19 protein-coding genes are annotated in these 25,710 nt (G+C 70.7%); 10 read left to right on the forward strand and 9 right to left on the reverse strand.

The genetic code is table 11. The features are described 5' to 3' along the window. The first annotated feature begins 276 nt into the window (after positions 1-276). The 7 genes from glnII (at position 277) to ABEA82_RS00325 (ending at position 7,151) form a co-directional block, all read left to right on the forward strand. A complete protein-coding gene (glnII, locus tag ABEA82_RS00295; RefSeq protein WP_345659258.1) occupies positions 277-1,308 on the forward strand; it encodes a glutamine synthetase in 1,032 nt (343 codons plus the stop codon). A 135-nt stretch (positions 1,309-1,443) separates the two neighbouring features. Continuing rightward, positions 1,444-1,566, forward strand: a complete 123-nt coding sequence (locus tag ABEA82_RS00300; RefSeq protein ID WP_345659259.1) for a hypothetical protein — start codon at positions 1,444-1,446, stop codon at positions 1,564-1,566. A gap of 118 nt (positions 1,567-1,684) precedes the next feature. Then, on the forward strand, positions 1,685-2,272 hold the full coding sequence (locus ABEA82_RS00305; RefSeq protein ID WP_345659260.1) for a winged helix-turn-helix domain-containing protein: 588 nt from the start codon (positions 1,685-1,687) through the stop codon (positions 2,270-2,272). Positions 2,273-2,350: 78 nt separating this feature from the next. Beyond that, positions 2,351-3,397, forward strand: a complete 1,047-nt coding sequence (locus ABEA82_RS00310; protein WP_345659261.1) for an NAD-dependent epimerase/dehydratase family protein — start codon at positions 2,351-2,353, stop codon at positions 3,395-3,397. Positions 3,398-3,448: 51 nt separating this feature from the next. Beyond that, entirely contained in the window at positions 3,449-4,708 is a 1,260-nt protein-coding gene (locus ABEA82_RS00315) for a sensor histidine kinase (protein WP_345659262.1), read from the forward strand. Next, on the forward strand, positions 4,699-5,352 hold the full coding sequence (locus ABEA82_RS00320) for a LuxR C-terminal-related transcriptional regulator (RefSeq protein ID WP_345659263.1): 654 nt from the start codon (positions 4,699-4,701) through the stop codon (positions 5,350-5,352). The genes ABEA82_RS00315 and ABEA82_RS00320 overlap by 10 nt, the downstream gene beginning before the upstream one ends. Positions 5,353-5,555: 203 nt before the next feature. Further along, positions 5,556-7,151 (forward strand): DUF1996 domain-containing protein, encoded by a 1,596-nt coding sequence (locus ABEA82_RS00325; protein WP_345659264.1) that lies wholly within the window; start codon positions 5,556-5,558, stop codon positions 7,149-7,151. Positions 7,152-7,227: 76 nt separating this feature from the next. On the opposite strand, the gene ABEA82_RS00330 is transcribed toward ABEA82_RS00325, so the two are convergent. Then, positions 7,228-7,659, reverse strand: coding sequence for a hypothetical protein (locus ABEA82_RS00330; protein WP_345659265.1), 432 nt, complete (start codon positions 7,657-7,659; stop codon positions 7,228-7,230). 148 nt (positions 7,660-7,807) lie between these two features. On the opposite strand from ABEA82_RS00330, the gene ABEA82_RS00335 reads away from it, so the two are divergent. From ABEA82_RS00335 to ABEA82_RS00345, 3 genes are all read left to right on the forward strand, one after another. Continuing rightward, positions 7,808-8,335: a tetratricopeptide repeat protein gene (locus tag ABEA82_RS00335; RefSeq protein ID WP_345659266.1), complete on the forward strand. Its 528-nt coding sequence runs from the start codon at positions 7,808-7,810 to the stop codon at positions 8,333-8,335. Positions 8,336-8,383: 48 nt separating this feature from the next. Then, positions 8,384-10,348 (forward strand): hypothetical protein, encoded by a 1,965-nt coding sequence (locus ABEA82_RS00340; RefSeq protein ID WP_345659267.1) that lies wholly within the window; start codon positions 8,384-8,386, stop codon positions 10,346-10,348. 93 nt (positions 10,349-10,441) lie between these two features. Continuing rightward, positions 10,442-11,131, forward strand: coding sequence for a TetR/AcrR family transcriptional regulator (locus ABEA82_RS00345; RefSeq protein WP_345659268.1), 690 nt, complete (start codon positions 10,442-10,444; stop codon positions 11,129-11,131). A gap of 12 nt (positions 11,132-11,143) precedes the next feature. Here ABEA82_RS00345 and ABEA82_RS00350 read toward each other — a convergent pair whose 3' ends face one another. The 8 genes from ABEA82_RS00350 to ABEA82_RS00385 all read right to left on the reverse strand — a co-directional run bounded on the left by ABEA82_RS00350 (position 11,144) and on the right by ABEA82_RS00385 (position 25,493). Then, positions 11,144-11,500 carry a 5-carboxymethyl-2-hydroxymuconate Delta-isomerase gene (locus ABEA82_RS00350; RefSeq protein ID WP_345659269.1) on the reverse strand — a complete coding sequence of 119 codons (357 nt, stop codon included), beginning with the start codon at positions 11,498-11,500 and terminating at the stop codon, positions 11,144-11,146. Positions 11,501-11,530: 30 nt separating this feature from the next. Further along, complete coding sequence (locus ABEA82_RS00355; protein ID WP_345659270.1) at positions 11,531-13,150, reverse strand: SpoIIE family protein phosphatase; 1,620 nt, start codon at positions 13,148-13,150, stop codon at positions 11,531-11,533. A 72-nt stretch (positions 13,151-13,222) separates the two neighbouring features. Further along, positions 13,223-18,658 carry a pullulanase-type alpha-1,6-glucosidase gene (pulA, locus tag ABEA82_RS00360; RefSeq protein WP_345659271.1) on the reverse strand — a complete coding sequence of 1,812 codons (5,436 nt, stop codon included), beginning with the start codon at positions 18,656-18,658 and terminating at the stop codon, positions 13,223-13,225. A gap of 138 nt (positions 18,659-18,796) precedes the next feature. Further along, a complete protein-coding gene (locus ABEA82_RS00365; protein ID WP_345659272.1) occupies positions 18,797-20,170 on the reverse strand; it encodes an alpha-amylase in 1,374 nt (457 codons plus the stop codon). A 119-nt stretch (positions 20,171-20,289) separates the two neighbouring features. Continuing rightward, entirely contained in the window at positions 20,290-21,972 is a 1,683-nt protein-coding gene (locus ABEA82_RS00370; RefSeq protein WP_345660090.1) for a glycoside hydrolase family 13 protein, read from the reverse strand. Between the two features lie 198 nt (positions 21,973-22,170). After that, on the reverse strand, positions 22,171-23,088 hold the full coding sequence (locus tag ABEA82_RS00375; RefSeq protein ID WP_345659273.1) for a sugar ABC transporter permease: 918 nt from the start codon (positions 23,086-23,088) through the stop codon (positions 22,171-22,173). Between the two features lie 15 nt (positions 23,089-23,103). Further along, entirely contained in the window at positions 23,104-24,108 is a 1,005-nt protein-coding gene (locus ABEA82_RS00380; protein ID WP_345659274.1) for a carbohydrate ABC transporter permease, read from the reverse strand. 116 nt (positions 24,109-24,224) lie between these two features. Beyond that, on the reverse strand, positions 24,225-25,493 hold the full coding sequence (locus ABEA82_RS00385) for an extracellular solute-binding protein (protein ID WP_345659275.1): 1,269 nt from the start codon (positions 25,491-25,493) through the stop codon (positions 24,225-24,227). Between the last annotated feature and the right edge of the window lie 217 nt (positions 25,494-25,710).

Consider the following 25,710-nt stretch of genomic DNA (forward strand, 5'->3'; position numbering starts at 1 on the left):
CTCCCGGCCAGGGGCAGCAGGACCGGCGCGTCGTCCGGGACGCCCGGCGCCGGTCACCGGCTTGACGGAGGGGAGCCGGTGACCGGCATCAGGGACTGCCGATCGCCCCCACGGCGTGAGCTGGGGCACAGTCCCGCCAGGTAACACGGGGTTCACATTCGAGCAATGGCCGGGAAATCGCCTGTTGACAAGCTGCCGGGCAGCAGACGCGGCGCACCGGTGCCGCAGCGCCGCGCACCCGCGATACGCGCCCAGACACACCCGAGGATGTGGCCCGTGACCTTCAAGGCTGAGTACATCTGGATCGACGGCACCGAGCCGACGGCCAAGCTCCGTTCCAAGACCAAGATCATCGCGGGTGAGCCCGCCGGTCTGGACGCGCTGCCGATCTGGGGCTTCGACGGGTCCTCCACCAACCAGGCCGAGGGCCACTCCTCGGACTGTGTGCTGAAGCCGGTCTTCACCTGCCCGGACCCGATCCGCGGCGGCGACGACATCCTGGTGCTGTGCGAGGTCCTGAACATCGACCTCACCCCGCACGCCACCAACACCCGTGCCGCGCTGGCCGAGGTCGCCGAGAGGTTCGCCGCTCAGGAGCCGATCTTCGGCATCGAGCAGGAGTACACCTTCTTCCAGGACGGCTACCCGCTCGGCTTCCCCAAGGGCGGCTTCCCGGCCCCGCAGGGCGGCTACTACTGCGGTGTCGGCGCCGACGAGATCTTCGGCCGTGACGTCGTCGAGGCGCACCTCGACAACTGCCTGAAGGCGGGCCTCGCCATCTCCGGCATCAACGCCGAGGTCATGCCCGGCCAGTGGGAGTTCCAGGTCGGCCCGGTCTCCCCGCTGGAGGTCTCCGACCACCTGTGGGTGGCCCGCTGGCTGCTCTACCGCACCGCCGAGGACTTCGACGTCGCCGCCACCCTCGACCCGAAGCCGGTCAAGGGCGACTGGAACGGCGCCGGCGCCCACACCAACTTCTCCACCAAGGCGATGCGCGAGTCCTACGACGCGATCATCACCGCGGCCGAGTCGCTCGGTGAGGGCTCCAAGCCCCTCGACCACGTCAAGAACTACGGCGCCGGCATCGACGACCGCCTGACCGGTCTGCACGAGACCGCCCCGTGGAACGAGTACTCCTACGGCGTCTCCAACCGCGGTGCCTCGGTCCGTATCCCGTGGCAGGTCGAGAAGGACGGCAAGGGCTACATCGAGGACCGCCGTCCGAACGCCAACGTCGACCCGTACGTGGTGACGCGTCTGCTCGTCGACACCTGCTGCTCGGCGCTGGAGAAGGCCGGCCAGGTCTGATCGACGCCGTCGAGGCTCCCGAGGGGGCGCCCACCGTTCGCGGTGGGCGCCCCCTCGCGTCGTCGGTGGGACGGCCGGTGTCCAAGCAGTGAGAGAAGGCTGCCCGTGCCGGGTCCCCTCTGGTTCAATGGGCCCATGGCCAGCTACCAGAAGCACACCGCGACGGGTCGTCACGACCTCGAGCCCTTCTGGCCGTCCCGTCAGCACCACGACTTCGACCGGGTGTGTTGCCGCGCGACGAACGCGCGGGCCCTCTAAAGCCGTACACCCCGGCCTTCGGCCAGCGCGAACCGCGTACGTCCTCGGCGACCCCGACCACGAACTCGCGGCCGTCGACCTCTCCGACGAACCTCTCGCGCGAAAGAGCTGACCTCTCATGGCGACCACTCGTTCCCTGTCCACCGCCACGCTCGACGCCCCCTCCACGAACGGTCCCCGGCACCGGCTGCGTGCCGTCGACCGGGACGAGGTGGTCACCGTCGCGGACCTGCTGCCGCCGGGCGCCACATGGCTGCCGGCGCCGCAGCACACCCTGCCCACGCTGCCGGGGCAGCCGCCGATGATCGGCTACCTGGTGCTCGTCCCGGCCGACCAGCAGCCGCCGTTCCCGGTGGCGGTGCCGGACCGGCCGGAGTCCGTCGGCGCCGCGTCCGGCACCGAGCCGGGCGGCGACGCGCTGATCAGCGTCGACACCGTGCAGCGCACCGCACAGGTGGCGGGGCGTCCGCTCGACCTCACGTACCTGGAGTTCGAGCTGCTGGCCCACCTGGTGGCGAACCCGGGCCGGGTGCACACCCGTGACCAGCTGGTCGGCACGGTGTGGGGCTACGGGCACGTGGGCGACGGCCGCACGGTCGACGTCCACGTCGCCCGCCTGCGCCGCAAGCTGGGCGCGGAACACCGCGACACGATCCGGACGGTACGCCGGGTCGGCTACAAGTACGTGCCGCCGACGGGACGCTGACCCCCGGGCCGGCCGGGCCGCCTCTGCTGACCGCAGATTCGGTTCCGCCGGACCGCCGCACCGGGCAGAGTCACCGGCATGAGACTTCTGATGCTGGGTGGTACGGAGTTCGTGGGCCGGGCCGTCGTGGAGACGGCCCTGGGGCGGGGCTGGGACGTGACCGTCTTCCACCGGGGACGGCACGAGGCGCCCCCGGGCGCGCGGTCGCTGCACGGCGACCGCACCGCGCCCGGCGGTCTCGCCGCCCTCGCGGCGGACGAGGGCGAGTGGGACGTCGTCGTCGACACCTGGTCGGCGGCGCCCCGCGCGGTGCGGGACACGGCGCGGCTGCTGCGGGGCCGCGCCGGCCGGTACCTGTACGTGTCGAGCTGCTCGGTCTACGCATGGGCCCCGCCCGCCGGGTACGCCGAGGACGCGCCCGTGGTCGAGGGCGCCTCGGCCGACGCGGAGCAGACCGCGTACGCGCAGGACAAACGGGGCGGAGAGCTGGCCGTCCTCGACGCCTTCGGCGAGGAGTCGTCGGTGCTCGTACGGTCCGGGCTGATCCTCGGGCCGTACGAGAACGTCGGCCGCCTCCCGTGGTGGCTGACCCGAACGGCTCGCGGTGGCCCGGTCCTGGCGCCGGGCCCCCGGGACCTCCCCCTTCAGTACGTCGACGTCCGGGACTTGGCCGAGTGGATCCTCGGCGCGGTGGAGCAGGGGCTGAGCGGGCCGTACAACCTGATGAGTCCACAGGGGCACGCCACGATGGGGACACTCCTCGACGCGTGCGTGCGGGTCACCGGCGGCGCGGCCGAACTTCGGTGGACCGAGCCCGAGGTGATCCTCGACGCGGGCATCGAACCCTGGGTCCAGCTGCCGGTGTGGGTGCCGCCGGGCAGCGACCTGCACGACGCCCTGCACAGCGCCGACGTCTCCCGGGCGCTGGCGGCGGGCCTGCGCTGCCGGCCGGTCGAGGAGACCGTGGCCGACACGTGGAACTGGCTGGGGGGCATAGGCGGTGTCGCGCCCCAGCGAGCGGACCGGACGCGGAAAGGGCTGGACCCGGAGGTGGAAGCGAAGGTGCTCGCGGCCGCAGACGCCCCCGGCACGGATGTCGGGGGTGTACGTAACACCACCCCGTGACCGGGTGTTCCGGCCAGTGACCCCGCGGTCCCGCTCCGCGAGACTGACGCCATGACCATGGACACGAAGAACGGCGACGTGCGGACGAAGGGGCGGGCCGTCGGGCTCGCCGCGGTGCGGGGGCTGGCGCTGGCCCTGATCTCGCTGCCGGGGGCGGTGCTGTGCTTCTGCCTGTCCCTCGTCTCCATCGCGCTGATCCCGATCGGGGTCGGGCTCGTCACGACGCCGTACGTGCTGGCGGGGGTGCGGGTGTTCGCCGACTGGCGGCGGGTGCTCGCCGCGGAGTGGGGCGGGGTGCGGATCCCTCCGGCGTACCGGCCGCTGCCGGAGGGCGCCAACCCCTGGGCGCGCACCTTCGGGATGCTGTCCGACCCGGCGACCTGGCGGGACCTGTTGTGGCTGCCGGTGGACATGACGGCCGGGTTCGTCACCGCGCTGCTGCCGGCGGTGCTGCTGGTCTATCCGCTGGAGGGCTTCGCGATCGCGGCCGGGCTGTGGCGGGTCTTCCCCGACGGGTACTGGTACGGGTTCGTGCCGGTCACCGGGCAGGTGTCCGCGCTCGGCGCGGCGGCCCTGGGCCTCGCCCTGCTGGGCTGCGCGTACTTCCTCACTCCGCGCCTGCTCGGCGTCCACTTCCGGCTCACCCGTGCCGTGCTCGGCTCGAACCAGGGGGAACTGGCCGAGCGGGTACGGATCCTGACCGAGACCCGGCGGGACGCGGTCGACACCTCCGCCGCCGAACTGCGGCGCATCGAACGGGACCTGCACGACGGGGCCCAGGCCCGGCTGGTCGCCGTCGGCATGGACCTCGGCACCATCGAGGCGCTCCTCGACAAGGACCCGGACCAGGCGAGGAAGCTGATCGCGCAGGCCCGCGCCTCCTCGGTCGAGGCCCTGTCCGAGCTGCGCGAGCTGGTGCGCGGCATCCATCCGCCCGTCCTCGCCGAGCGCGGGCTGGGCGACGCCGTACGGGCGCTGGCACTGCGGCTGCCGGTGGCCACCGAGGTGAGCGTGGACCTGCCCGGGCGGGCGGAGGCGCCCGTGGAGTCGGCCGCGTACTTCGCCGTCAGCGAGGTGCTGACCAACGCCGTGAAGCACTCCGGTGCCGACCGGATCTGGGTCGACCTGCACCGGGCGGACGGCATGCTGCGGGCGACCGTCACCGACAACGGCAAGGGCGGCGCGGTGATCGAGGCCGGTTCGGGACTGGCCGGGGTGGAGCGGCGACTGGGTACATTCGACGGCGTCCTGGCCGTCAGCAGCCCCGCGGGCGGTCCCACCATGGTCACCATGGAGATCCCTTGCGCGTAGTCCTGGCCGAAGACCTGTTCCTGCTGCGCGACGGACTCGTCCGGCTGCTCCAGGCGCACGGCTTCGAGATCGCGGCGGCCGTCGAGTCCGGTCCGGAACTGGCCGCCGCGCTGGCCGAGCTGGAGCCGGACGTCGCCGTGGTCGACGTCCGGCTGCCGCCCACGCACACCGACGAGGGGCTGCAGTGCGCGCTCGACGCCCGCAGGAAGCGGCCCGGGCTGCCGGTGCTGGTGCTCTCCCAGCACGTGGAGCAGTTGTACGCGCGCGAACTGCTCGCCGACGGCAGCGGCGGGATCGGATACCTGCTGAAGGACCGGGTGTTCGACGCCGAGCAGTTCGTGGACGCCGTACGGCGGGTCGCCGCCGGTGGCACGGCGATGGATCCGCAGGTCATCCAGCAGCTGCTGGCCCGCCGGTCGGGCGACGACCGGCCACTGGCACGGCTGACGCCCCGGGAGCTGGAGGTGCTGGAGCTGATGGCGCAGGGGCGGACCAACGCGGCGATCGCCGGACGGCTGGTGGTGACGGAACGGGCGATCGCCAAGCACACCGCGAACATCTTCGCCAAACTGGGACTGGAGGTCTCGGACGACGACAACCGTCGCGTGCTGGCGGTTCTCGCGTATCTCGACCACGGCCGGTGAAACCGGACCCGCCCCTGCACCCACGGTGGGTGATCAACAACTCCCGGTGGCAGAGGGGCTGTTGAGGCCACAAGGCCCTCACGAATCTCGCATCAATTTCCGAGACATCTGAACACCTGTGGGACCACCTCCGTATGGAAGGGAGCCGCTTCACTCCTGTCGGGCGCCTCGATGCCCCCGAAAAAGGAAGTCAGAGGAGTTCCATGGGACGCAACACAAGAAAACGCCGGACGCCGATGGCCACCAAGGCCATAGCCGCATCGGCGGCCCTAGCGCTCGGTGGGGGCGGGCTGATCTGGGCAAACTTCTATGCCTCGGCGCATGAGGAGAACTCGGCGAACCAGACGAAGTCCGCGGGCGCACAGGTCGCCACGATCCAGTGCCCGGACGTCGGTCAGCAGCTGACCGATGTGCCGGACGGTGCCCGCCAGGGGGTGGACAAGGAGCTGGCGAACCTCGACAAGCAGATCAGCGAGGCCTACACCCGGCTCGCGTCCACGCGTCAGGCCCAGGCCGGTGACTCCGGCTTCGTCAACAACGCCATCCTCGGCCCGCTGAAGTCGAAGCGGACCGCGGTCATCGACCGGATCGGCATCAACATCAAGCGAGTGGGCGGAAAGGCTCCGGACAACCTCGCCCAGATGGCCGAGTGCAAGGGCATGGCCGCCGACGCGAACACCACCGACGGCAACGGCGGCGGTGGGCAGAACAACGACGGCCAGAACCAGGACGGCCAGAACCAGGACGGCCAGAACCAGGACGGCCAGAACCAGGACGGCCAGAACCAGGACGGCCAGGACCAGGGCGGTCAGGACCAGGGTCAGAACAACGGCGGCCAGGACCAGGGACAGGGCGGCAACGGCGGTCAGGGCGGCAACGGCCCGGCGGCCGACGACTTCATCAACATCGAGGACGTCCAGCCCAACTCCCGCAACCTGCCGAACGGTCTGGCCGCCAACGGCGACGGCGGTTCCACCGGCACCTTCACCACCGAGTGCGGCACCAACGAGAACGAGAACCGCAACTCGGACAACGTGATCGTGGCGCCCGGTGTGTCCAACGGTGCGCAGCACCAGCACGACTACGTCGGCAACCAGAACAACAACGCCTTCGCCAGCGACGACGACCTGGCCAACGGTCAGACGACCTGCCAGAACCAGGGCGACAAGTCGACGTACTTCTGGCCGGTCATCCGTGTCCAGGACGGTTCGGACGACATCGACGCCGGTCAGCCCGGCGGTGGTCAGGACGGCAACGTCGGCAAGATCGTCGAGCCGGCCGAGGCGCAGCTGAAGTTCGTCGGCAACAAGACGAGCGACGTCGTCGCCATGCCGAAGGCCCTGCGCATCATCACCGGTGACGCCAAGTCCTTCACCAACGGCCTGAACAACGCCAACACCGCCTGGACCTGCACGGGCTTCGAGGACCGTCAGGTGACGGACAAGTACCCGATCTGCCCCGACGGCAGCAGCGTGGTCCGCCTGTCCAACTTCCAGAGCTGCTGGGACGGTCAGAACATCGACAGCGCCAACCACCGCACCCACGTGGACTTCGTGGAGGCGGACGGCAGCTGCTCGAACGGCTTCAAGGCCATTCCCCAGCTCCAGGTCCGTCTGGTCTACGACGTTCAGGCGCCGCAGATCAACAACGGCCAGGTGCAGAACGCCTTCGCGGTGGACTCCTTCCCGGAGCAGCTGCACAAGCCGATCACCGACCACAACGACTTCATCAACTTCTTCGACGAGAACGTGATGAACCAGATGGTCCAGTGCATCAACAGCGGGCAGGACTGCAAGTAGTCCTCGTCCGGGAACACGAGAAAGCCGGCGGTGGGATCTCCCACCGCCGGCTTTCTCGTGTTCCCGGACCGTGCGGTCAGCTGTGGTGGCCGCCCTTGTTGTGGCTGCCGCCGGGGTTCATGTGCTCGGAACCCTCCTCCATGGTCCCGCCGAGCGTGCCCTGGAGCGAGGTGACCGTCTTCTCCTGGCCGACCGCGACCCATTTGCGGCCGACCAGGTAGTAGCCGCCGTAGTCCTTGGCGCTGTTCAGCCACTCGCGCTGGCCGCGGTCGGTGGCGAAGGTGGCGAGGATGTACTTCTCCTTGCCCTTCTTGCAGATGGCCTGACGGATGGTGTCGGCGTCGGTCTGCATGTTGGGCTTGCACTCGGCCTCGGCCGCGATGTGCTCCAGGCTGCCGGTCACCTCCTTGGGGACGGCAGCCTCGTCCTTGCCGCCGGATCCGCAGCCTGCCAGCGCCAGTATCGCCACCGCGCCGCTCAGCGCGAGCATCGGTCGGGTCACCCTCATCTGTTCCTCCGGTCCTTGTCACGGCACGGTCCGGACGCATGCCGCACGGAGCCCCGGCAGAGGCTCTCTGGCCTTCGGTACGGCTGTGGAGCGCCCGGTGCTCAAATCTCCGGTGCCCGGGTGGACACGTCCGTGCGAGGGTGTCCGGGTGAACCAGGACTGGGAAGACCGTGTGGCCACCCTGTGGAGCCGATTCGACGACTACGGCGAAGGGGAGGGGGCCGAGGCGCGCTTACGGGCCGATGTCGACGCCCTCGTCGCCGAGCTGCCGGAGGGCAGCCCGCTCGGGCCCTTCGAACAGGCCTGCGCCTGGGACTCCACCGGCCACTCGGACAGGGCGGTCCCGCTGTACCGGGAGGCGCTGGCCCGCGGCCTTGGTGAGGTGAGCCCCTACAAGGCGCGCCGGACGAAGATCCAGCTGGCGAGTTCGCTGCGGAACATCGGGCAGGCCGAGGAGGGCGTCAAGCTCCTCGAAACCGAACTGGACGCCCCGTCCGACGAGCTGGACGATCCCGTGCGGTTCTTCCTCGCCCTGTGCCTGTCGAGCCTCGGCCGGGACCGGGAGGCGCTGTCCCTCGCCCTGGGAACGCTGGCGCCTCGTCTCGCTCGTTACCAGCGCTCGGCGGCGTACTACGCACAGGTACTCGTGAAGCCCGAGGAGCAACCGGGGGCGTGACGCTCCGCGGTCAGGTGACCATCGAACGATTCGCTCGTTCTGCTGAACGTGCAGCCACAGGATGTCGCCCAGCGCCCCGCGTCCCCCTCCCCCGCCGGCCCGGTCGTCGACGTCGAGCAGGCCGAGGCCGCTCTCGTCGAGCACTATCCGCGGCTCGTGCGGCTCGCCTACCTGGTGCTGCCGCCGAGCACGGGCCGCGGCAGGCGCGTCCTGACCGCGCACGCCCTCACCCAGCGGGCACTGCCCCGCGGCAACCGCACACCGGCCCCGGTGATCCCCACCCAGTCGACCGGCCGTGACGGCGACCCCGGCTACGCCCTGGTCCGTCTCCAGGTGCTGCGTACGGCGCTGGAGGCGGGGCTGCCGCTGACGCGCAAGGCGTGGCCCAGGCGGGCCCAGCTGCCGCCGCTGCTGCCGCAGGTGTGGGGCCTGAAGCTGTTCCCGCGGTCCGGCGGCGCCGACGAACTCGCCCTGGACCAACGGCTGTCCACCCTGTCCGGACCGGCCCGGGCCGCCTACGCGCTGCGCGGTCTGGAGCGGCTGGAGGACGACGCCGTGCGCAAGGTGCTCGCGGCCGCGGGCGTCGCCGACCCGGACGGCGCGCTGCTGGAGGCCGACGGGATCCCCGCCCAGTACGGGCTGCTCGACTCCCCCGAGTTCGACCCCTGCTCGCTCCAGGCCCGCCCCACCGACCTGATGCGCCGCCGCCAGCAGCTGAAGGCGGCGCTGGCCGCCGGGGCCGCACTGCTGGTCTGCGGGGCACTGCTCGGTCTGCCCGGCGGGGGCTGGGGCCCGGACGGCGCCGCCGCGCCCCCGTACGCGCGGAACGCGTCCGCCCAGGCCGCCCTGGACCCGGCGAAGCTGACCAGGGTCTCCCCCGCCGCCTGGCGGAGTTCGGCGCGCACCGACTTCTCCGTGTGGCCGGCCCGCGGCGATCTCACCGGCGACACCGCCCTGCTGCGCCGCGCTCTGGCCGTCTGGGCCCGTCCCGGCGGGACGGTCCAGGTGTCGGCGACGCCCGGCACCCCGTCCGGTGGCCCGGCCGGACCGCCGCAACTGCTGTACGCGGGGACGGTCGACGCCGCCCGGGTGGTGATCCTCTACGACGGTTGGCGCGTCGCCCGGTACGCCGAACCGAAGGACGGCACGCAGGGCGCCGTGCTCGACTTCGCCCGGGTCGACGGTGCCGGCCGGGCCGAGTCGAGCGCGGTGGTCCTGGGCCGGTCCGACGGCAACGTCCGTTACCTGACCGCCCCTTGGGTGGAGAAGGCGGGCGGGCGGGACCTGAGGAAGCCCGGCTCGGGCGCGATGGACCTCGCCCTCACCGACGGTGTCACGGCGCCGCTGGCCAGCCCGGTCCTGCGCTCCGGCGGGTGCACGTCGTGGCACGTGCTGCAACTGACCGACGGCACGGGCAAGCGGCTGCTGACCGACCTCGGCGAACTGGTCCCGGCCCGGCTCACCAGCGGGCGGCCGGGCTCACCGCGCGAGGTGTCCGGTGCCGAGGCGCTGCGCACCTGGAAGCCGTACGCGTGCTCGCTGGGCACGCTGCGCTCCGCGGGTGTGCGCAGCGTCAACGCCTGGGCGTTCAACAAGCAGCGGCTGCCCGACGCGAGCGAAGCGGGCTGGGGGTCCCCCCGCCCGGAGGGTGGGGCGGGCTACGCCGCATGGGTGTGCACACGGGCCGAGACCTGGCGGGGCGGCGGGGCGCGGGTGCTGGCGCAGTTCCACACGCCGGGCGGGACGCACGGGGCGGTCGCGGCGAAGGCCGAGAACGTCCCGGCGTGCGGGGCCCGCCATCCTCATGTGCTGGCCGGTGTGCTGTGGAAGTCGGGGGCGGGCGACTGGTATCTGCTGGCCGCCGGCAGCCGGGAGACCGCGTCGATCCGGGTGAAGGGCGGGGTCAGCGGGTCGGCGCGGGGCAGTCTGCTGACCGTGCCGGCCGAGCGGGGGGTGCGGGCCGAGCTGAAGGGGACGCTGCGGGACGGCCGGTCGGTCGGCGGGCTGCACTGACCGGCAGTTGAGGCGCCCGCCCGGCGCGGGTGTCTGAACCTCCGCGATCGATCCGGTCCGTTCGAGGCCGGAATCGATCGGTAAGGTGTTCGCATGACTACCGGGGTTCGCCGCAGATTGGGAGTCGAGGAGCGGCGGCAGCAGTTGATCGGCGTCGCCCTCGAACTGTTCAGCCGCCGCTCGCCCGACGAGGTCTCCATCGACGAGATAGCGTCGGCCGCGGGCATTTCACGCCCGTTGGTCTACCACTACTTTCCCGGCAAACTCAGCCTGTACGAGGCCGCGTTGAAGCGGGCCTCGGACGATCTCGCGGCGCGTTTCGTGGAGCCGCACGAGGGCCCGCTGGGGGCGCGGCTGCTGCGCGTGATGCACCGCTTCTTCGACTTCGTCGAGGAGCACGGACCCGGATTCTCCGCCCTCATGCGCGGCGGGCCGGCTGTCGGCTCCTCGAGGACCAACGCCCTGATCGACTCCGTGCGGCAGGCCGCGTATGTCCAGATCCTTTCGCACCTGGGCGTGACCGATCCGCCCCCGCGTCTGGAACTGGTCGTCCGTTCGTGGATCTCGCTCGCCGAGTCGACGGCGCTGATCTGGCTCGACGGCCGGCGCATTCCGCGGGCCGAGCTGGAACCCCAGCTCGTCAACGACTTCGCCGCGCTCGCCGCCGTCAGCGCCACCTATGACGAGGAGATGGCGGCCCTGCTGCGCCGCATCGTCGAGGACGAGCCGGCCGACGGCCCGTTCGCGAACCTGGCCGGCCGGCTGGTGGCGCTGGCGTCCTGAGCCCGACCGGCCTCAGCCCTCGAACTTCCGGTACGACGGGTCCAGGTCACGGACTTCGGCGGAGGCGTGCAGCACGATCCCCTCGGCGGGCTTGAGGTACGTCCGCAGCAGTTCGAGGGCGGCCTCGGTGAGCCGGGCCTTGGTCTGCTCGGTGCGGCCGGCGAGCAGCGCGAGGTGGACGTGCACATGGGCGTGTCCCTCGGCCTCCGGGCCGACCACGATGTCCTCGGTCGGGCGGAACCGGGTCTTGCACGCCGGCGGCTTCGCGGCCGCGATCTCGACGGTGGCCTCGTGCAGCGCCTTCGCGAACCCGGGCCGGTCGAAGTCGTCCGCGAGGTCGGCGGAATAGTCGACGGTGATCTGCGGCATCTGTGCTCCTGTTCTGGGCGGCCAACGGGCTCACCCTAACCGCAGGGCCAGCATCGCGATGTCGTCGTCCCGGTCGTGGCCGAAGCAGCCGAGCAGCACGTCACAGAGGGTGTCGAGGCCGTCGGGGGCGTCGGCGGCGGCGGTGCGCAGCTGTGCCATGGAGGTGTCGAGGGGGATGCCGCGGGTCTCGATGAGACCGTCGGTGACCATGAGGAGCCGGTCGGTGGGCTTCAGCTGCCCCTCGGTCGGCGGGGGACGCTCCAGCCCGAGCCCGAGCAGCGGACCACACGCGTCGACGTACCGGGCGCCGCCCCCACCGCCCAGGATCAGCGGCGGGATGTGACCGGCGTTGGCGATCCGCATCCGCCCGCTGCCGGGGTCGACCAGGGTCAGGCACACCGTGGCCGTGACGTCGGGGTGGTACAGCTGGAGCATCCGGTCGAGCCGCCCGGCCAGCACCGCCGGGTCGCTCTCGGTCACGCAGTAGGCGCGCAGGGCGTGCCGGATCTCGACCATGACGGTGGCCGCGTCCAGCGAGTGCCCGACGACGTCCCCGACGGCGGTGAGCACGCCCTCACCGGTGCGCAGGGCGGCGTAGAAGTCGCCGCCGATCTCGGTCTCCTGGGAGGCGGGCACATAGCGGACGACGATGTCGACGCCGGCCAGGTCGGGCAGCTTGTGCGGCTGCGGGAGGAAGCTGCGCTGGAGGGTGAGGGCGACGTGCCGCTCCACCTGGTACAGCAGCAGCGGTTCGGCGGCGAGCGCGGTGGCCTGGGCGAGGCGGGCGAGCAGCCCGTCGTCCGCGGGGTCGGGGACCGGGAGGCGCCGTACGGGCGTGGCCAGGCCCACCGCCGAGCGGCCGTCCTGGGCCGGCGCCACGGTCAGGCGGGCGTCCTCCTCGACGCCCGGCCGGAAGATCCCGGCCGGCCACAGCGGGGCGGGGACGACGGCGCTGTGCACACCCGTGCGGCCCTCCGCGAGCCGGGTGATGAGCCGGGCCGCCGTGCGGTGGGCGGCGCTGTCCGCCGGGGCGGGGCGGCAGTGCGCCGTGCCCCGGTGCGGCTCGCCGTCCGGGCCGATCACGAAGGCCACGGCGGGCGAGGCGGTGAGCCGTGCGGTGCCTTCGGCGGCCGCGGCGGCGAGCTCCTGCGGGCAGCGCGCCGCCTGTACGGTGATGATGGCCTCGGACAGCAGCGTCAGACGCTGTACGACCGACCCCGCGCCCGTGGCGCGGCGCGCACCGCGCACGGCGGCCCGCACCACGGCCTGGATCTCCTGTGGCTCGGCCGGCACGGTCAGGTAGGCGTCCCCGCCCGCGTCCAGGCCCCGGCACCGGTCGCCGGACGCGGTCGCGGCGGCGGAGAAGTGCACGACGGGCAGGGCCGCCATGGGCGGCTGGGCCCGGACCCGGCGGCACAGCTCGAAGCCGCTCATGTCGGGCAGGCCCACGTCGACGAGGGCCACGTCGGGCAGGGTGCCGTCCCGCAGCCGGACGTCGAGTTCGACGAGGGCCTCACCGCCGCTGGCGACCGGCACGACCTGGTGGCCGGCCCGGCGCAGTACGGCGCCCATGGCGTACCGGCTGGCCGCGACGTCGTCCACGACCAGCACGGTGGTGCCGTCGGCCTGCTGTGTGCCGTTGCCGTCCATCTCAGCCCTTCGAGGGCGTACGGGGGTGGGGCGGACCGTGGGACACGGCCCGCCCCACCCAACGTAGTGCGGCTACCGGGCGGCCCGGGTGAAGACCGCGACCGTGCGCCCCGGAACGGCGAACGTACCCGATTCCGCCGCGTAGGAGGAGGCCTTGACGGTAAGGTCCGCCCCCGCCGTCTGCACCGGGTGCAGGCGGTAGCCGGTTCCGGCGAGCGCGGGGACGCGCTGTTCGCGCCGCTCGGGTGTGGCGTTGAAGACGACGACGAGGTCACCGAGCCGCATGGTGATCACGCCGGGCGTCTCGTCCTCGCCGGAGAGCGGGAAGGAGAGCCGGGACTGCACCCGCTCGGCGGTGCCGAGGGAGAAGTCCTTCTCCGACGCCCGGATCCGCAGCAGGTCGCGGTAGGCGGCCGAGGCACCCTCGATCTGCTCGCAGCCCACCCTGACCTTGCTCAACAGGGGTTTCGCGTAGGGCCACTTGTCGGCGTTGTCGGCTGCCATGGGCAGTCCGCGGCCGAAGCCGTTGCCGTCGGCGCAGTTCCAGTGGACGGCGTTGAACCAGTCGCCGCTGTCGTAGGAGTTGCGGTCCAGGGACTTGGAGCGGAGCAGGTCGGTGCCCGCCTGGGAGAGGGCCGGGCCCTGGGACAGGGTGGCCGTCGCCATGGCCAGGACCTGCATCCGGGCGCGGTCGGAGGCGCTGGTCGTGGCGGGCAGTTTGAAGGCGAGGGCGTCGAAGAGCGACTCGTTGTCGTGGGCGTCGGCGTAGGCGAGGGCGTCGCCGGGTGCGTCCGCGTATCCGGCGGGTTGGCCGTTGTAGTCGACCTCGGAGCCCTTGACCTCCCTCCCGCCGGTGTCGGTGAACCGGTAGCCGGCGAGGTTGCCGGACAGGCCGACCTTGATCAGGTCCTGGTAGTGCAGCAGGCGGGCCTTCTGTTCGGCCGGAGTGCCGTTGTGCTCCGAGGAGTTGGGGTCGGTGTACAGGCCGGAGGCGAAGCCCTGGACGCCGGGGTCCTCGTCGAAGGGGCCGCCGCCGCGCACGGCGTCGCGGGCCCGGTCGGAGAAGGTGGCGATGCCGGTGCCCGCCATGTTCTTCTGCGTGGCCTGGACGAACCGGGCGTCGTCGGCGACCTCGCCGAAGTTCCAGCCCTCGCCGTACAGGATGATCTTCTTGCCGTCGACGCCGTCCTTCTCGGGCGTGAGCGCGTCGAGGGCCCTGCGGACCGCGAGGATGTTGGCCTTCGGGTGGTGGCCCATGAGGTCGAAGCGGAAGCCGTCGACCTTGTACTCCTTCGCCCAGGTGACGATGGAGTCGACGACGAGCTTGCCCATCATGGCGTTCTCGGTGGCGGTGCCCGCGCAGCAGGTGCTGTTCGCGACCGACCCGTCGGCGAGGAGCCGCTGGTAGTAGCCGGGCACGATCCGGTCGAGGACGCTCGTGCGCTCCTGGCCGCTCGCCGCGGTGTGGTTGTAGACGACGTCCATGACGACCCGCAGGCCGTCCTCGTTCAGTGCCTTGACCATCTCGCGGAACTCGACGGTACGGGCGGTGCCGTCCGGGTCGGTGGCGTAGGAGCCCTCGGGGACCGTGTAGTGGTACGGGTCGTAGCCCCAGTTGTAGGCGTCCTTGGCGGCGATCTTCCCCACGCACTCCTGCTGCTTGTCGGAGTCGGCCGGGTAGGAGGCCAGGTCGCAGTCGACCGTCGCCTGGTCGGCCTTGCGCTCCGGGACGGTCGCGATGTCGAAGGCGGGCAGCAGGTGGACGTACGAGGTGCCGGCCTTCGCCAGCTCGCGCAGGTGCTTGGAGCCGTCGCTGTCCTTGTCGGTGAAGGCGAGGTAGGTGCCGGGGTGTTGCGCCGTGCGGTCCTCGACGGAGAAGTCCCGGACGTGCAGCTCCTGGATCTGGGCGTCCCGCAGCGGCACGGCCGCGGGCTTCTTGAGGGAGGTCCAGCCGCGGGGCTTCAGGGCCTGGTCGCGCAGGTCGACGACGAGGCCGCGTTCGGAGTCGGTGGTGAGGGCGACGGCGTAGGGGTCGGTGACCTTGTTGGTGACGACCTTGCCGGCGCTGGGCGCCCAGACCTTGACGACGTAGCGGTAGGGCTTGTTCTTCCAGGACTTCGGACCGGTGACGGACCAGACGCCGGTGGCGGCGTCACGCCTCATGGGCACGGTGGCGGCACCGATCTCCAGCGAGACGCGCTGCGCGGTCGGCGCCCACACGGACAGTGTGGGGCGGCCGCGGGAGAACGTCGGGCCCAGGTCCGCCCGCGTCGCGCCGGAGTACAGGTCGTCGAGGACACCGGCGAGCTGGACCCCGGTCGCCGCGAGCACCGCGCCTCCCCCAGAGCCGAACGCCTGGGAGGTGCCCCCAGCGGCCCGCTGGGTGGCGACGACCTGGCCGCGCAGGGCCTCGCGCACCCGGTCGCGGTCGCGCGGGTCGACGGTCCAGGCGTCGTACTCCTTCAGGTGCGGGAATTTGGCCTTCTGCGCGTCGCCGAGCTCGGTCCTCGACAGCCGCAGCCACTTGGCGTCACCGGTGAGGGCGCCGTCCCGCACCGCGATCGAGCCGTCGCGGGCGTAGAGCAGCTGGGTGGAGGCGGCGGCGTCGGAGCCGTTCCAGGCGAGGGTGTTCCGGTCGATCCAGACCGCCTTGGACGTGGTCAGGTCGAGGGCGGCCGAGGCACCCGCGGGCTGCGGGAGCAGGTACTTCTCCTGGCCGCTCAACAGCCACACCTCGTGGCCGCTCGCCTTGAGGTCGAGCGACTGGTCGGCGGGCAGGTCCTTCTCGTCGCCCTTGTGGAGGATGTAGCTGAGGCTGGTGGCACCGTCGGTGAGCGGTACCTCGAAGACCGCACCATACGTATCAGTCTTGACCGGCTTCAGGGGATTCGACCACTCGGTGGGGTTCGCGGCGCCCGTCCAGACGTGCAGGCCCCAGCCGTCGTAGTTCCCGTCGGCGCGGTGGTAGTGCAGGACGGCCTTGGTCTTGTCGGGCGCCGGGTACGCGGGGCGCTCGGTGGTGACCTTCTCCTTGCCCTGCTCGATCCAGACCTCTCCGGTCTTCGTGGCGTCGATCGTGCGGTCGGCGGAGACGTCCTTGTCGCCGTCCTCGTCGATGACGAGGAAGTCGACGTTGGAGGCGCCGGGCTTGAGCTTGACGTAGGCGAAGGCTCCGTAGGCGTCCCGGCCGGTGAAGGGGTGGCTGTCGGGCCATTGAGTGGCCTCGCCGTCGGCGAGGTCGCCCCAGGCGTACAGGCCCCAGTCGGCGTAGTTCCCGTCGGCGCGCTTGTAGTGGACGACCACGTGGTCGCGGGAGGAGGCGCTGGGCGGCTCCTCGACGGGCGGGGTACCGGTGGTGGAGGTGGCCAGGGCGCTCGCGGTGCGGCCCGCCGAGTCGACCACGACCGCCTTGTAGCGCAGGGCCGTGCCGGGCGGTACGTCCTCGGCGATGGTGTGCGTGACCTTGTACGGGGCGTGGTCGGCGGAGCCGAGGGTCTGCCACTTGCCGTTGCCGGTCCGGGCCGCGAAGACGACCCGGTTCAGCCCCCCGCCGTCGACATCGGCGGAGAGCTCCACGGTGCCGGTGGCGCCGGCCGCCGGGGCCTTGAGGGTGATCGTCGGCTTCGTTGCGGGCTTCGGGAGCCTGCCGGCCGCCTTGAGGACGATCGCCGAACCGGCCGGGACGGTGACGGTGAGCTTCTTGTCGCCGTCGCTCCTCAGGGAGGCGTCGGTGCCGTAGACGCCCTTGAAGGTCATGCGGGCCGAGCCGGTGGCGAAGGTGGCGGTCTTCTTGCCGGTGGCGTTGTTGAAGGCGACGACGTACTCGGTGCCGGTGCGCGCGTCCGTACGGGAGAAGGCGTACACCCCCGGCCCGTCGGCCGCGTACCGCTGCTGCTGGACGCCGTCGGTGAGGGTGGGGTTCGCCTTGCGGAGCTTCGCCAGGGCGCTGATCCGACGGTAGAGGGGCGCACTCGTGTCGTAGGCGTCCTCGGCGTGGGTGCGGTCGGTGCCGATCCGGTCGTCGTCGAGGTAGTCGGCGGTGCGGGAGGCGAACATGCTCTGCCGGGCGTCCTTGTCGCCGCCCGCGCCCGTGAAGCCCTGTTCGTCGCCGTAGTAGACGACGGGGTTGCCGCGGCTGAGGAACATCAGCTCGTTGGCGAGCTTGTCCTTGGCGAGGATCCGGTCATCGGTGGCCGTGGGGTTGTCCTGCTTCAGGAAGGTCCCGATCCGGCCCATGTCGTGGTTGCCGAGGAAGGTGACCTGCTCGTAGGCGTTCGCCTTGCCGGTCGTGTACTTGTAGTCGTCGCCGAAGACGCCCGCGAGCTTCTGCGCGCTGCCGCCCTGCGAGGCGTACTGGCGGGCCGCCTCCTGGAAGGGGAAGTCGAGCGTGGCGTCGAGGCGGCCCCGGGTGACGTACGGGGAGGTGACGGCGGTGTCCGCCGAGTACACCTCGCCGAACATGAAGAAGTCGTCCCGTCCCTGCCTCGCCGCGTAGGCGTCGAGGGCGGTGGCCCACTGCGTCCAGAACTCCATGTCGACGTGCTTCACCGTGTCGATCCGGAAGCCGTCGACGTCGAAGTCCCGCACCCAGCGCTGGTAGATCTTCTCCATGCCCTCGACGACCTCGGGACGCTCGGTCCACAGGTCGTCGAGGCCGCCGAAGTCGCCGTGCTCGGAGCTCTCACCGGCGAAGGTGGAGTCGCCGCGGTTGTGGTACATCGTCGGGTCGTTGAGCCAGGACGGCACCTTGGCGTTCTTCTCGGCGGCCGTGACGGTCGGCCGGCGCGGGAAGGAGTCGGTGTCGACCGGCGGGAACCTCTTCGTGCCGTCCGCGTAGTCGGCGTCGTCGAACGGCACGCCGTCCTCGGTCAGGTACGGGAAGGCTCCCTTGGAGAGGTAGTCGTACGACTTCTCCTCATAGTCGACGACGTCCGCCGTGTGGTTGGTGATGACGTCGAAGAAGACCTTCATGCCCTTGGCGTGGGCCTTGTCGATGAGGGTCTCGAGGTCCTTGTTGGTGCCGAAGTGCGGGTCGACCTGGGTGAAGTCCGTGACCCAGTAACCGTGGTAGCCGGCGGAGGCGTTGGCCCCCGTCCCCTGCACCGGCCGGTTCTTGAAGATCGGGGCCATCCAGAGGGCGGTGGTGCCGAGGCCCTTGATGTAGTCGAGCTTCCCGGTCAGGCCCTTGAGGTCACCGCCCTGGTAGAAGCCCTTGTCGGTGGGGTCGTATCCGGTGGCGAGGCGCGAACCGGTCAGTCCGCCCTGGTCGTTGCGCGGGTCCCCGTTGGCGAAGCGGTCGGGGAGGACGAAGTAGAACTGCTCACGGGTGGCGTCGTGGCGGGCGGGCTCGGCGGCGAGCTTCGCGTCGGACGGGGGCGCGGGCGGAGTATCGGCCCGGGCCGCGAGGGGCTGGACGAGTGCTGCGGCCAGTGCGGTCGCGGTGACCGCAGCGACCCGTCCCGCACGGGCGGTTCGGCGCCTGGAGGGCACCGGCCATCTCGGTATCACTGACGTGGACTCCTTGCGATGTGCGGCTCTCTCGGGTCCGACCCCGCGCGACCGTATCGCCGCCGCAACGCTTACAGCAAGAGTCCTGAAACTGTTGGAAAGAACTTTCAGCGAGCCCTCACGCGCCCCGCGGACCGCTCAGCAGGTCGGCCTGCCCGTCTGGAGGGCGAGAGCCGTGTTCGCGCCGAGCGTCGCGGTGAACTGGCCACCGGAGTTCACGGTCACCGTCGTGTTGTTCTGCACGTCGCAGTACGTCCCCGCCGGCAGCGAGGTCTGGTAGGTCCGGGTCAGCGAGCCCGACTCGTGGTTGATGGCCACGAAGCCCTTGGCGCCCCGGCCGAAGGCGATGGCGTCGCCTCCGTTGTCCCACCAGTTGGTGACGGCCTCGCCGCGCGTGGCGTTGCGGAAGGCGACCATGGACCTGATCTCCGGCCAGTTGTGCTGACACTTCCAGCCGTCCTGCCAGCAGGCGTTCACCTGTCCGCCGCCCGGCGGACCCGCGTCCGTGTCCGAGAACTCGTAGCCGGAGTTGATGTCCGGGGCGCCGTAGGGCCAGGCCAGCATGAAGACGTTGGCCAGGGTGTAGCTGGCGCCGTCCTTGTAGCTGAGGGTGGAGCCGTTGCGCTCGGTGTCGTGGTTGTCGACGAAGACACCGGAGAGGCCGCTGTTCATGTAGCCCCAGCCTTCGCCGTAGTTCTTCAGATAGGCGAGGTTCTCGTTGTTGAAGACCCGTTTGAGGTCGTAGGCGTAGCGGAACTCCTGGACGTCGCCGTTACTCGTGTATTCGGTGGGCTGGACGGCCTCGCCGGCGCCGTAGATGGCCTCCTGCTTCCAGTACACCGACGGATTGCTCAACCGGGACTTGATGTTCGCCAGGTCGGCGGCGTCCATGTGCTTGGCCGCGTCGATGCGGAAGCCGTCCACGCCGAGGGAGAGCAGGTCGTTCATGTACCCGGCGATGGTCCTGCGGACGTAGTCCTCGCCGGTGTCGAGGTCGGCGAGGCCCACCAGTTCGCAGTGCTGGACGTTCCAGCGGTCCTGGTAGTTGCTGATCCGGCTCGTGCAGTCGTCGAAGTCGTACGAGGAGTACAGCCCCGGATAGTCGTACTTCGTGTACGACGAGCCGCCGGTGCCGGTGCCGCCGCCCGCCGACATGTGGTTGATGACGGTGTCGGCGACGACCTTCACGCCGGCCGCGTGGCAGGTGTTCACCATGTTCCGGAAGGCCGTGCGGTCACCGAGCCGGCCGGCGATCTTGTAGCTGACCGGCTGGTACGACGTCCACCACTGCGGGCCCTGTATGTGCTCGGCGGGCGGGGAGACCTGGACGTAGCCGTATCCGGCGGGGCCCAGGGTGTTCGTGCACTCGCGGGCGACGGAGGCGAAGTTCCACTCGAAGAGGACGGCGGTGACGTCCTTGGCGCCAGGTGGGGAGGCCTGTGCGCTAGTCGGGTTCATGACAACCGCAGTCGCGGCGAGCGCGACGGCGGCGGGAAGGAATCTGCGTGCCATGTGGGGTTTCCTTCTTCGTTGAAGGTTCTTGCTGCAAGGTTCAGAAACCTTGCGGTGACGCAGATGTTAAAGGCCCGCCACCCGAAAGGGCAGCGGGCCGTACGAAATTCAAAGGAAAATCAGGCGGTGCTCGCGGTGGTCCACCACACCGTGGTGTCCGCCGGCACCTTCGCCTCGTCGTCGACCTGGAGGATCTCCCCGCTCGCGACCAGCACCCGGCCGTACGCCGGCATCGCCACCGACTCGCCGGTGGTGTTCGCGACGCAGACGAACTCCCCGCGCCGGAAGGCGAGCACACCCTCGGGCGCCCGCAGCCACTCCACCGACGAACCGGCGCCGAGGTCGCGCTGCTCGCGGCGGACCGCGAGCGCGGCCCGGTACAGCTCCAGGGTCGAGCCGGGCTCGCCGGTCTGCGCCTCGACGCTCAGCTCGCCCCACCCGTCCGGCTGCGGCAGCCAGCTGCCGCCGTCACCGAAGCCGTACGACGACCCCGTCCGGGTCCACGGGATCGGCACCCGGCACCCGTCACGGAAGCCGTCCTGGCCCGCGCCCCGGAAGTACGCCGGGTCCTGGCGCACCTCGTCCGGCAGGTCGACGACGTCCGGCAGGCCCAGCTCCTCGCCCTGGTAGACGTAGGCCGAGCCGGGCAGCGCGAGCATGACGAGGGTCGCGGCCCTGGCCCGGCGCAGGCCCAGGTCCCGGTCGCCGGCCAGGCGGATCTGGGTGCCGAGGCCGGGCGGGTTGGCGAAGCGGGTGGCGTGCCGGGTCACGTCGTGGTTGGACAGCACCCAGGTGGCGGGTGCGCCGACCGGTCGCATGGCGTCCAGGGTCCGGTCGATGACCTCGCGCAGCTCCGCGGCGTTCCAGTGCGTGCTGAGGTACTGGAAGTTGAAGGCCTGGTGCAGCTCGTCCGGGCGGACGTAGTTCGCGGTGCGCTCGATGGTCGGCGTCCACGCCTCGGCGACGAAGATCCTCTCCCCGGCGTACTCGTCGAGGACGAGCCGCCACTGCCGGTAGATCTCGTGCACGCCCTCCTGGTCGAAGAACGGCATGACATCGTTGCCCAGCAGCTTCACCTGGTCGTGGGATCCAAGGTCGGGCAGGCCTTCCGCCTTCACCAGACCGTGGGCGACGTCGATGCGGAAGCCGTCGACGCCCATGTCCAGCCAGAACCGCAGGATGGAGCGGAACTCGTCGCCGACCGCCGGGTGCTCCCAGTTGAAGTCGGGCTGCTCGGGGGCGAAGAGGTGCAGGTACCACTCGCCGGGCGTGCCGTCGGGTTCGGTGACCCTGGTCCAGGCCGGGCCGCCGAAGATCGACTCCCAGTCGTTGGGCGGCAGCGCGCCGCCGGCTCCCTTGCCGGGACGGAAGTGGTAGCGCTCCCGCAGCGGGGAGCCCGGCCCCTCGGCGACGGCCCGCTTGAACCACTCGTGCTGGTCGGAGGAGTGGTTGGGCACCAGGTCGACGATGATCCTCAGACCCAGCTCGTGGGCGTCGCGGATCAGCGCGTCGGCGTCCAGGAGGTTGCCGAACATGGGGTCGACGGCCCGGTAGTCGGCGACGTCGTAGCCCGCGTCGGCCTGCGGCGAGGCGTAGAAGGGGCTGAGCCACACGGCGTCGACGCCGAGGTCGCGCAGGTACGGCAGACGGGTGCGGACACCCTCCAGGTCGCCCATGCCGTCACCGTTGCTGTCGGCGAAGCTGCGCGGGTACACCTGGTAGATCACGGCGTCCCGCCACCAGTCGCCTCGCTTGGCGACGGTGGGGGTCATGGCAGGGGCGGCAAAGGGCTGCTGGCTCATGTCGTCCTTGATGCGTAACAGGGTGTCGGTCATGGAAGGCGTGGGTGGGGTGTTGGGGCGGCCGCGGCACAGCGGGGTCGGATGGGCACCGCGGCCGCCACACCCGCGCCCCTAGGGGCGCGGGACTCTACCGATCTGCGGCTCCGCCGCGTGGGCGCGATCGGCCACGACGGCGCCGCAGCCGATCGACGGGGGAGGTCACCCCTTCGTACCACCGGCGGTCAACCCGGCCACCAGGTTCTTCTGCACGAGGTAGAAGAACAGGGCAGCCGGTATCGCGATCAGCACAGCCGTCGCGGCCATCAGGTTCCGCTGGGCGTCGTGCTCGCTCACGAACGTCTGCAGACCGACGGCGAACGTGTACTTGTCGTCGCTCAGCATGAACGTCGAGGCGAACGCGACCTCACCGAAGGCCGTGAGGAAGCTGTAGAACGCGGCGACCGCGAGACCCGGCTTGGCGAGCGGCAGGATCAGCCGCGCGAACGTGCCGAAGGGGGTCAGCCCGTCGACCCGGCCGGCCTCGTCGATCTCGAATGGGATGGTGTCGAAGTAGCCCTTCATCAGCCAGGCGCAGTACGGCACGATCGTGGTGCAGTTGACAAGGATGAGACCAAGGTAGCTGTCGATGAGCTGTAGATCCGAGAGGATCTGGTACATCGGCACGATCAGTACCGCGATGGGGAACATCTGGGTGACCAGCAGCACCCACATGAGCTTGCGGTAGCCGGGGAACCGCATGCGGGAGACGGCGTATCCGGTGGACGCGGCGACGACGACGCCGATGAGCGTCGTGCCGAGCACCACGATCAGTGTGCTCTTCAGCCAGTCGAAGAAGCTGGTGTCCTGGAGGACGAACGCGTAGTTGTCGAGCGTCATCTTGCTCCAGATGCGCCCGGGGTGGAGATAGTCGTCCTTGTCCGGGCCGAGGGACAGGAACACCAGCCAGGCGACCGGGAAGAGCGCGATCAGGCTCGCGCCGATCAGCACCGCGTGCGAGGCGAGGGAGGCGGCGCGGCTGTTCTCGCCGCGGCCGGGAACCCTGCGGGGCGCGGCGGCGGCGCGCCGCCCGGTCACCGCGGCGGAGGCCTCGACGGTGGTCGTACTCGTCGTACTCATGGCGATACTCCTGCCTCAGATCGCGAGCTGCTGCTCGTTGCGGTTCAGCCAGCGGCGGTAGAAGGAGGTGAAGACGATCAGGATGGACAGGAGCAGGATCCCGTAGGCCGCGGACTGGGCGTAGTCACGCGGCTGCTGCCCGAAGCCCAGGTAGTAGGCCCAGGTCACGAGGATCTGGGCGTCGGGCGCGGTGTTGCCGAACAGCAGGAAGATGATGGCGAACTGGTTGAAGGTCCAGATGACGCCGAGGAGCACGACGGTGGTGCTGACGGACCTGAGGCCGGGCAGGGTGACGTACCGGAACCGCTGCCAGGCGTTGGCGCCGTCCATCTCGGAGGCCTCGTACAGGCTCGCGTCGATCGACTGCAGTCCGCCGAGCAGCGAGACCATCATGAACGGCACCCCGCACCAGGTGTTGACCATGATCGCGGCGAACCGCTGCCAGAAGGTGTCCTCCAGCCACAGCGGGCTCGGCAGGCCCAGCAGGTCCAGGCCGCTGTTGATGACGCCGCCGTCGGCGAGCATGAACCGCCAGCCGAAGACGGTGACGAAGGTCGGCACCGCCCAGGGCAGCACGAGGATCATCCGGTAGAGGGCGCGGCCGCGCAGCTTCTGGTTGAGGAGCAGGGCGAGGCCGAGGCCGATGCCGTAGTGCAGGGCGACGCAGGCCGCCGTCCAGAAGATGGTCCACAGGAAGTGCGACCAGAAGCGGTCGTACGCCGTCGGGCCCCACAGGATGTCGGCGTAGTTGTCCAGCCCGATGAACTTGTAGGTGGCGTCGATGTGGTTGACGCCGATCGTGCGAGCGGTGTTCAGGCTGTTCGCGTCGGTCAGTGTGAGGTACAGGCCGTACGCCAGCGGGTACAGCACGAGGACCCCGAGGACGATCGCCACCGGGGCGATCATCGCGTAGGCGTACCAGTGCTTGTGGAAGCCGTTCTTCAGCCGCTGGCCCGGCCCGGGTCGCGGTTCCCGCTCACCGCGTCGCTTGCCGGTCGCTCGGTCGATGGCGACTGTCATGGTTCGACACCTTCTGGAGGTTCAAGGAGTTCAAGGGGAGCTGCCCGGCCCGGGCGCAGGCCGGTGGCCGCCGGCTCCCCTTCCCCATGACGGGGGGTCCGGCGGCCACGCGGCGGTCACTTGGAGAAGTCCGGCACCAGCTTGGCGATGGCGGTCTCGGCGTCGCCGAGGCCCTTGTCCAGGGACTCCTTGCCGCCGGCGATCTCGAGCAGCTGGTCGTCGAGCGGGGCCCACAGAGAGCTGTACTCGGGCAGCGCCGGGCGCGGCTGGGCGGCGGACAGCACGCTCTGGTAGCCGGCGATGCCCGGGTCGGCCTTGACCTCGGCGGTGTAGGCGTCCGCGCGGGTGGGGAGCGTGGAGTTCTTCAGCGCGATGGTCTCCTGGGCCTTGGCCGAGGTCATGAACTTCACGAACTTCAGCGAGGCCTCCTGGTGGGCCTTGTCCGAGCCCGCGTACACGGAGAGGTTGTGCCCGCCGGTCGGGGCGCCCGCCTTGCCGGTGGAGCCGGCCGGGACGGTGGCGATGCCGAGGTTGTTCTTGTCCTTGAAGGCCGAGCCCTTGTAGAAGTTGGTGATCTCCCACGGGCCCTGGACGATCGAGGCGACCTTGCCGCTGACGAACGCCTCCTGGATGTGGGCGTAGGCGTCGGCGGTGGTGTCCGCCTTGTGCAGGCCCTTGCCCTGGAAGAGGCTCTGCCAGGTGCCGTAGGCCTTCTTGGCCGCGGGCGAGGCGACGGTGATCTTCTTGGCGTCGGCGTCGACGGTGTCGGTGCCCTCGCCGTAGAGGAAGGACTGGGCGTAGTAGGCCTGGGTGGAGCCCCAGTAGCCGTCGACGCCGGTCTTGTCCTTGACGGTGGCGGCGGCCTTCTTCAGGTCGTCCCAGGTCCCCGGGGCCTCGACGCCGGCCTTCTTGAACAGGGCCTTGTTGTAGACGAGGGCGAGGGTGTCCGTGGTGAAGGGGACGCCGTAGGTCTTGCCCTCGTACGTGGCCTGCTCGATCAGGCTGGGCTGGAACGCGGCCTGGTCCTTGAGGGCCTCGGTGCCGTCCAGCGGCAGGAAGAAGCCCTTCTTGGCGAAGGCCGGGGTCCAGCCGACCTCGGAACGCAGCACGTCGGGGGCGCCCTTGGAACCGGCGGCGGTGTCGAACTTGTTCTGCGCCTGGTCGAAGGGGACGTTGACGTAGTTGACCTTGACGTCCTTGTGGGCGGCTTCGAACTCCTTGACCAGGGCCTTGTAGGTCGGCGCCTCATTGGTCGCGTTGGAGGTGTCCCACCAGGTGATGGTGACCGGGCCGTCGGCCTCGTCGCCGCTGTCGCTTCCGCCGCAGGCCGTCGCCGCCAGGGCGAGGGACGCCACCAGCGCGGTGGCCGCTATGCCACGCCGCATGAGTTCTCCTTGAGGGTGAAAGCCCGTTCGTGCTGCCGACTGCGCCGTTGGCCGCCGGGCGTCGGTGAGATTAGCCGCGCTGCAAGGAGTTGCGAAAGACCTTGCAGCAAAAAGTTGCAAGGGGTGCGGATGGTTATCCCGCCGTGACCTCCCTCCGACTGCCCGCTTCCCTGATTTCCGGCTGCTCGACGGGGAGTCGGACAGTTGTGCAAGACTC

This window comes from Streptomyces venetus (assembly GCF_039540295.1).
GTDB lineage: Bacteria > Actinomycetota > Actinomycetes > Streptomycetales > Streptomycetaceae > Streptomyces > Streptomyces venetus.

Coding starts and splice junctions, on each gene's coding strand:
- ABEA82_RS00300 (WP_345659259.1), top strand. CDS start 1,444: ATGGCCAGCTACCAGAAGCACACCGCGACGGGTCGTCACGACCTCGAG.
- ABEA82_RS00305 (WP_345659260.1), top strand. CDS start 1,685: ATGGCGACCACTCGTTCCCTGTCCACCGCCACGCTCGACGCCCCCTCC.
- ABEA82_RS00310 (WP_345659261.1), top strand. CDS start 2,351: ATGAGACTTCTGATGCTGGGTGGTACGGAGTTCGTGGGCCGGGCCGTC.
- ABEA82_RS00315 (WP_345659262.1), top strand. CDS start 3,449: ATGACCATGGACACGAAGAACGGCGACGTGCGGACGAAGGGGCGGGCC.
- ABEA82_RS00325 (WP_345659264.1), top strand. CDS start 5,556: ATGGGACGCAACACAAGAAAACGCCGGACGCCGATGGCCACCAAGGCC.
- ABEA82_RS00330 (WP_345659265.1), bottom strand. CDS start 7,659: ATGAGGGTGACCCGACCGATGCTCGCGCTGAGCGGCGCGGTGGCGATA.
- ABEA82_RS00345 (WP_345659268.1), top strand. CDS start 10,442: ATGACTACCGGGGTTCGCCGCAGATTGGGAGTCGAGGAGCGGCGGCAG.
- ABEA82_RS00350 (WP_345659269.1), bottom strand. CDS start 11,500: ATGCCGCAGATCACCGTCGACTATTCCGCCGACCTCGCGGACGACTTC.
- ABEA82_RS00355 (WP_345659270.1), bottom strand. CDS start 13,150: ATGGACGGCAACGGCACACAGCAGGCCGACGGCACCACCGTGCTGGTC.
- ABEA82_RS00365 (WP_345659272.1), bottom strand. CDS start 20,170: ATGGCACGCAGATTCCTTCCCGCCGCCGTCGCGCTCGCCGCGACTGCG.
- ABEA82_RS00370 (WP_345660090.1), bottom strand. CDS start 21,972: ATGAGCCAGCAGCCCTTTGCCGCCCCTGCCATGACCCCCACCGTCGCC.
- ABEA82_RS00375 (WP_345659273.1), bottom strand. CDS start 23,088: ATGAGTACGACGAGTACGACCACCGTCGAGGCCTCCGCCGCGGTGACC.
- ABEA82_RS00380 (WP_345659274.1), bottom strand. CDS start 24,108: ATGACAGTCGCCATCGACCGAGCGACCGGCAAGCGACGCGGTGAGCGG.
- ABEA82_RS00385 (WP_345659275.1), bottom strand. CDS start 25,493: ATGCGGCGTGGCATAGCGGCCACCGCGCTGGTGGCGTCCCTCGCCCTG.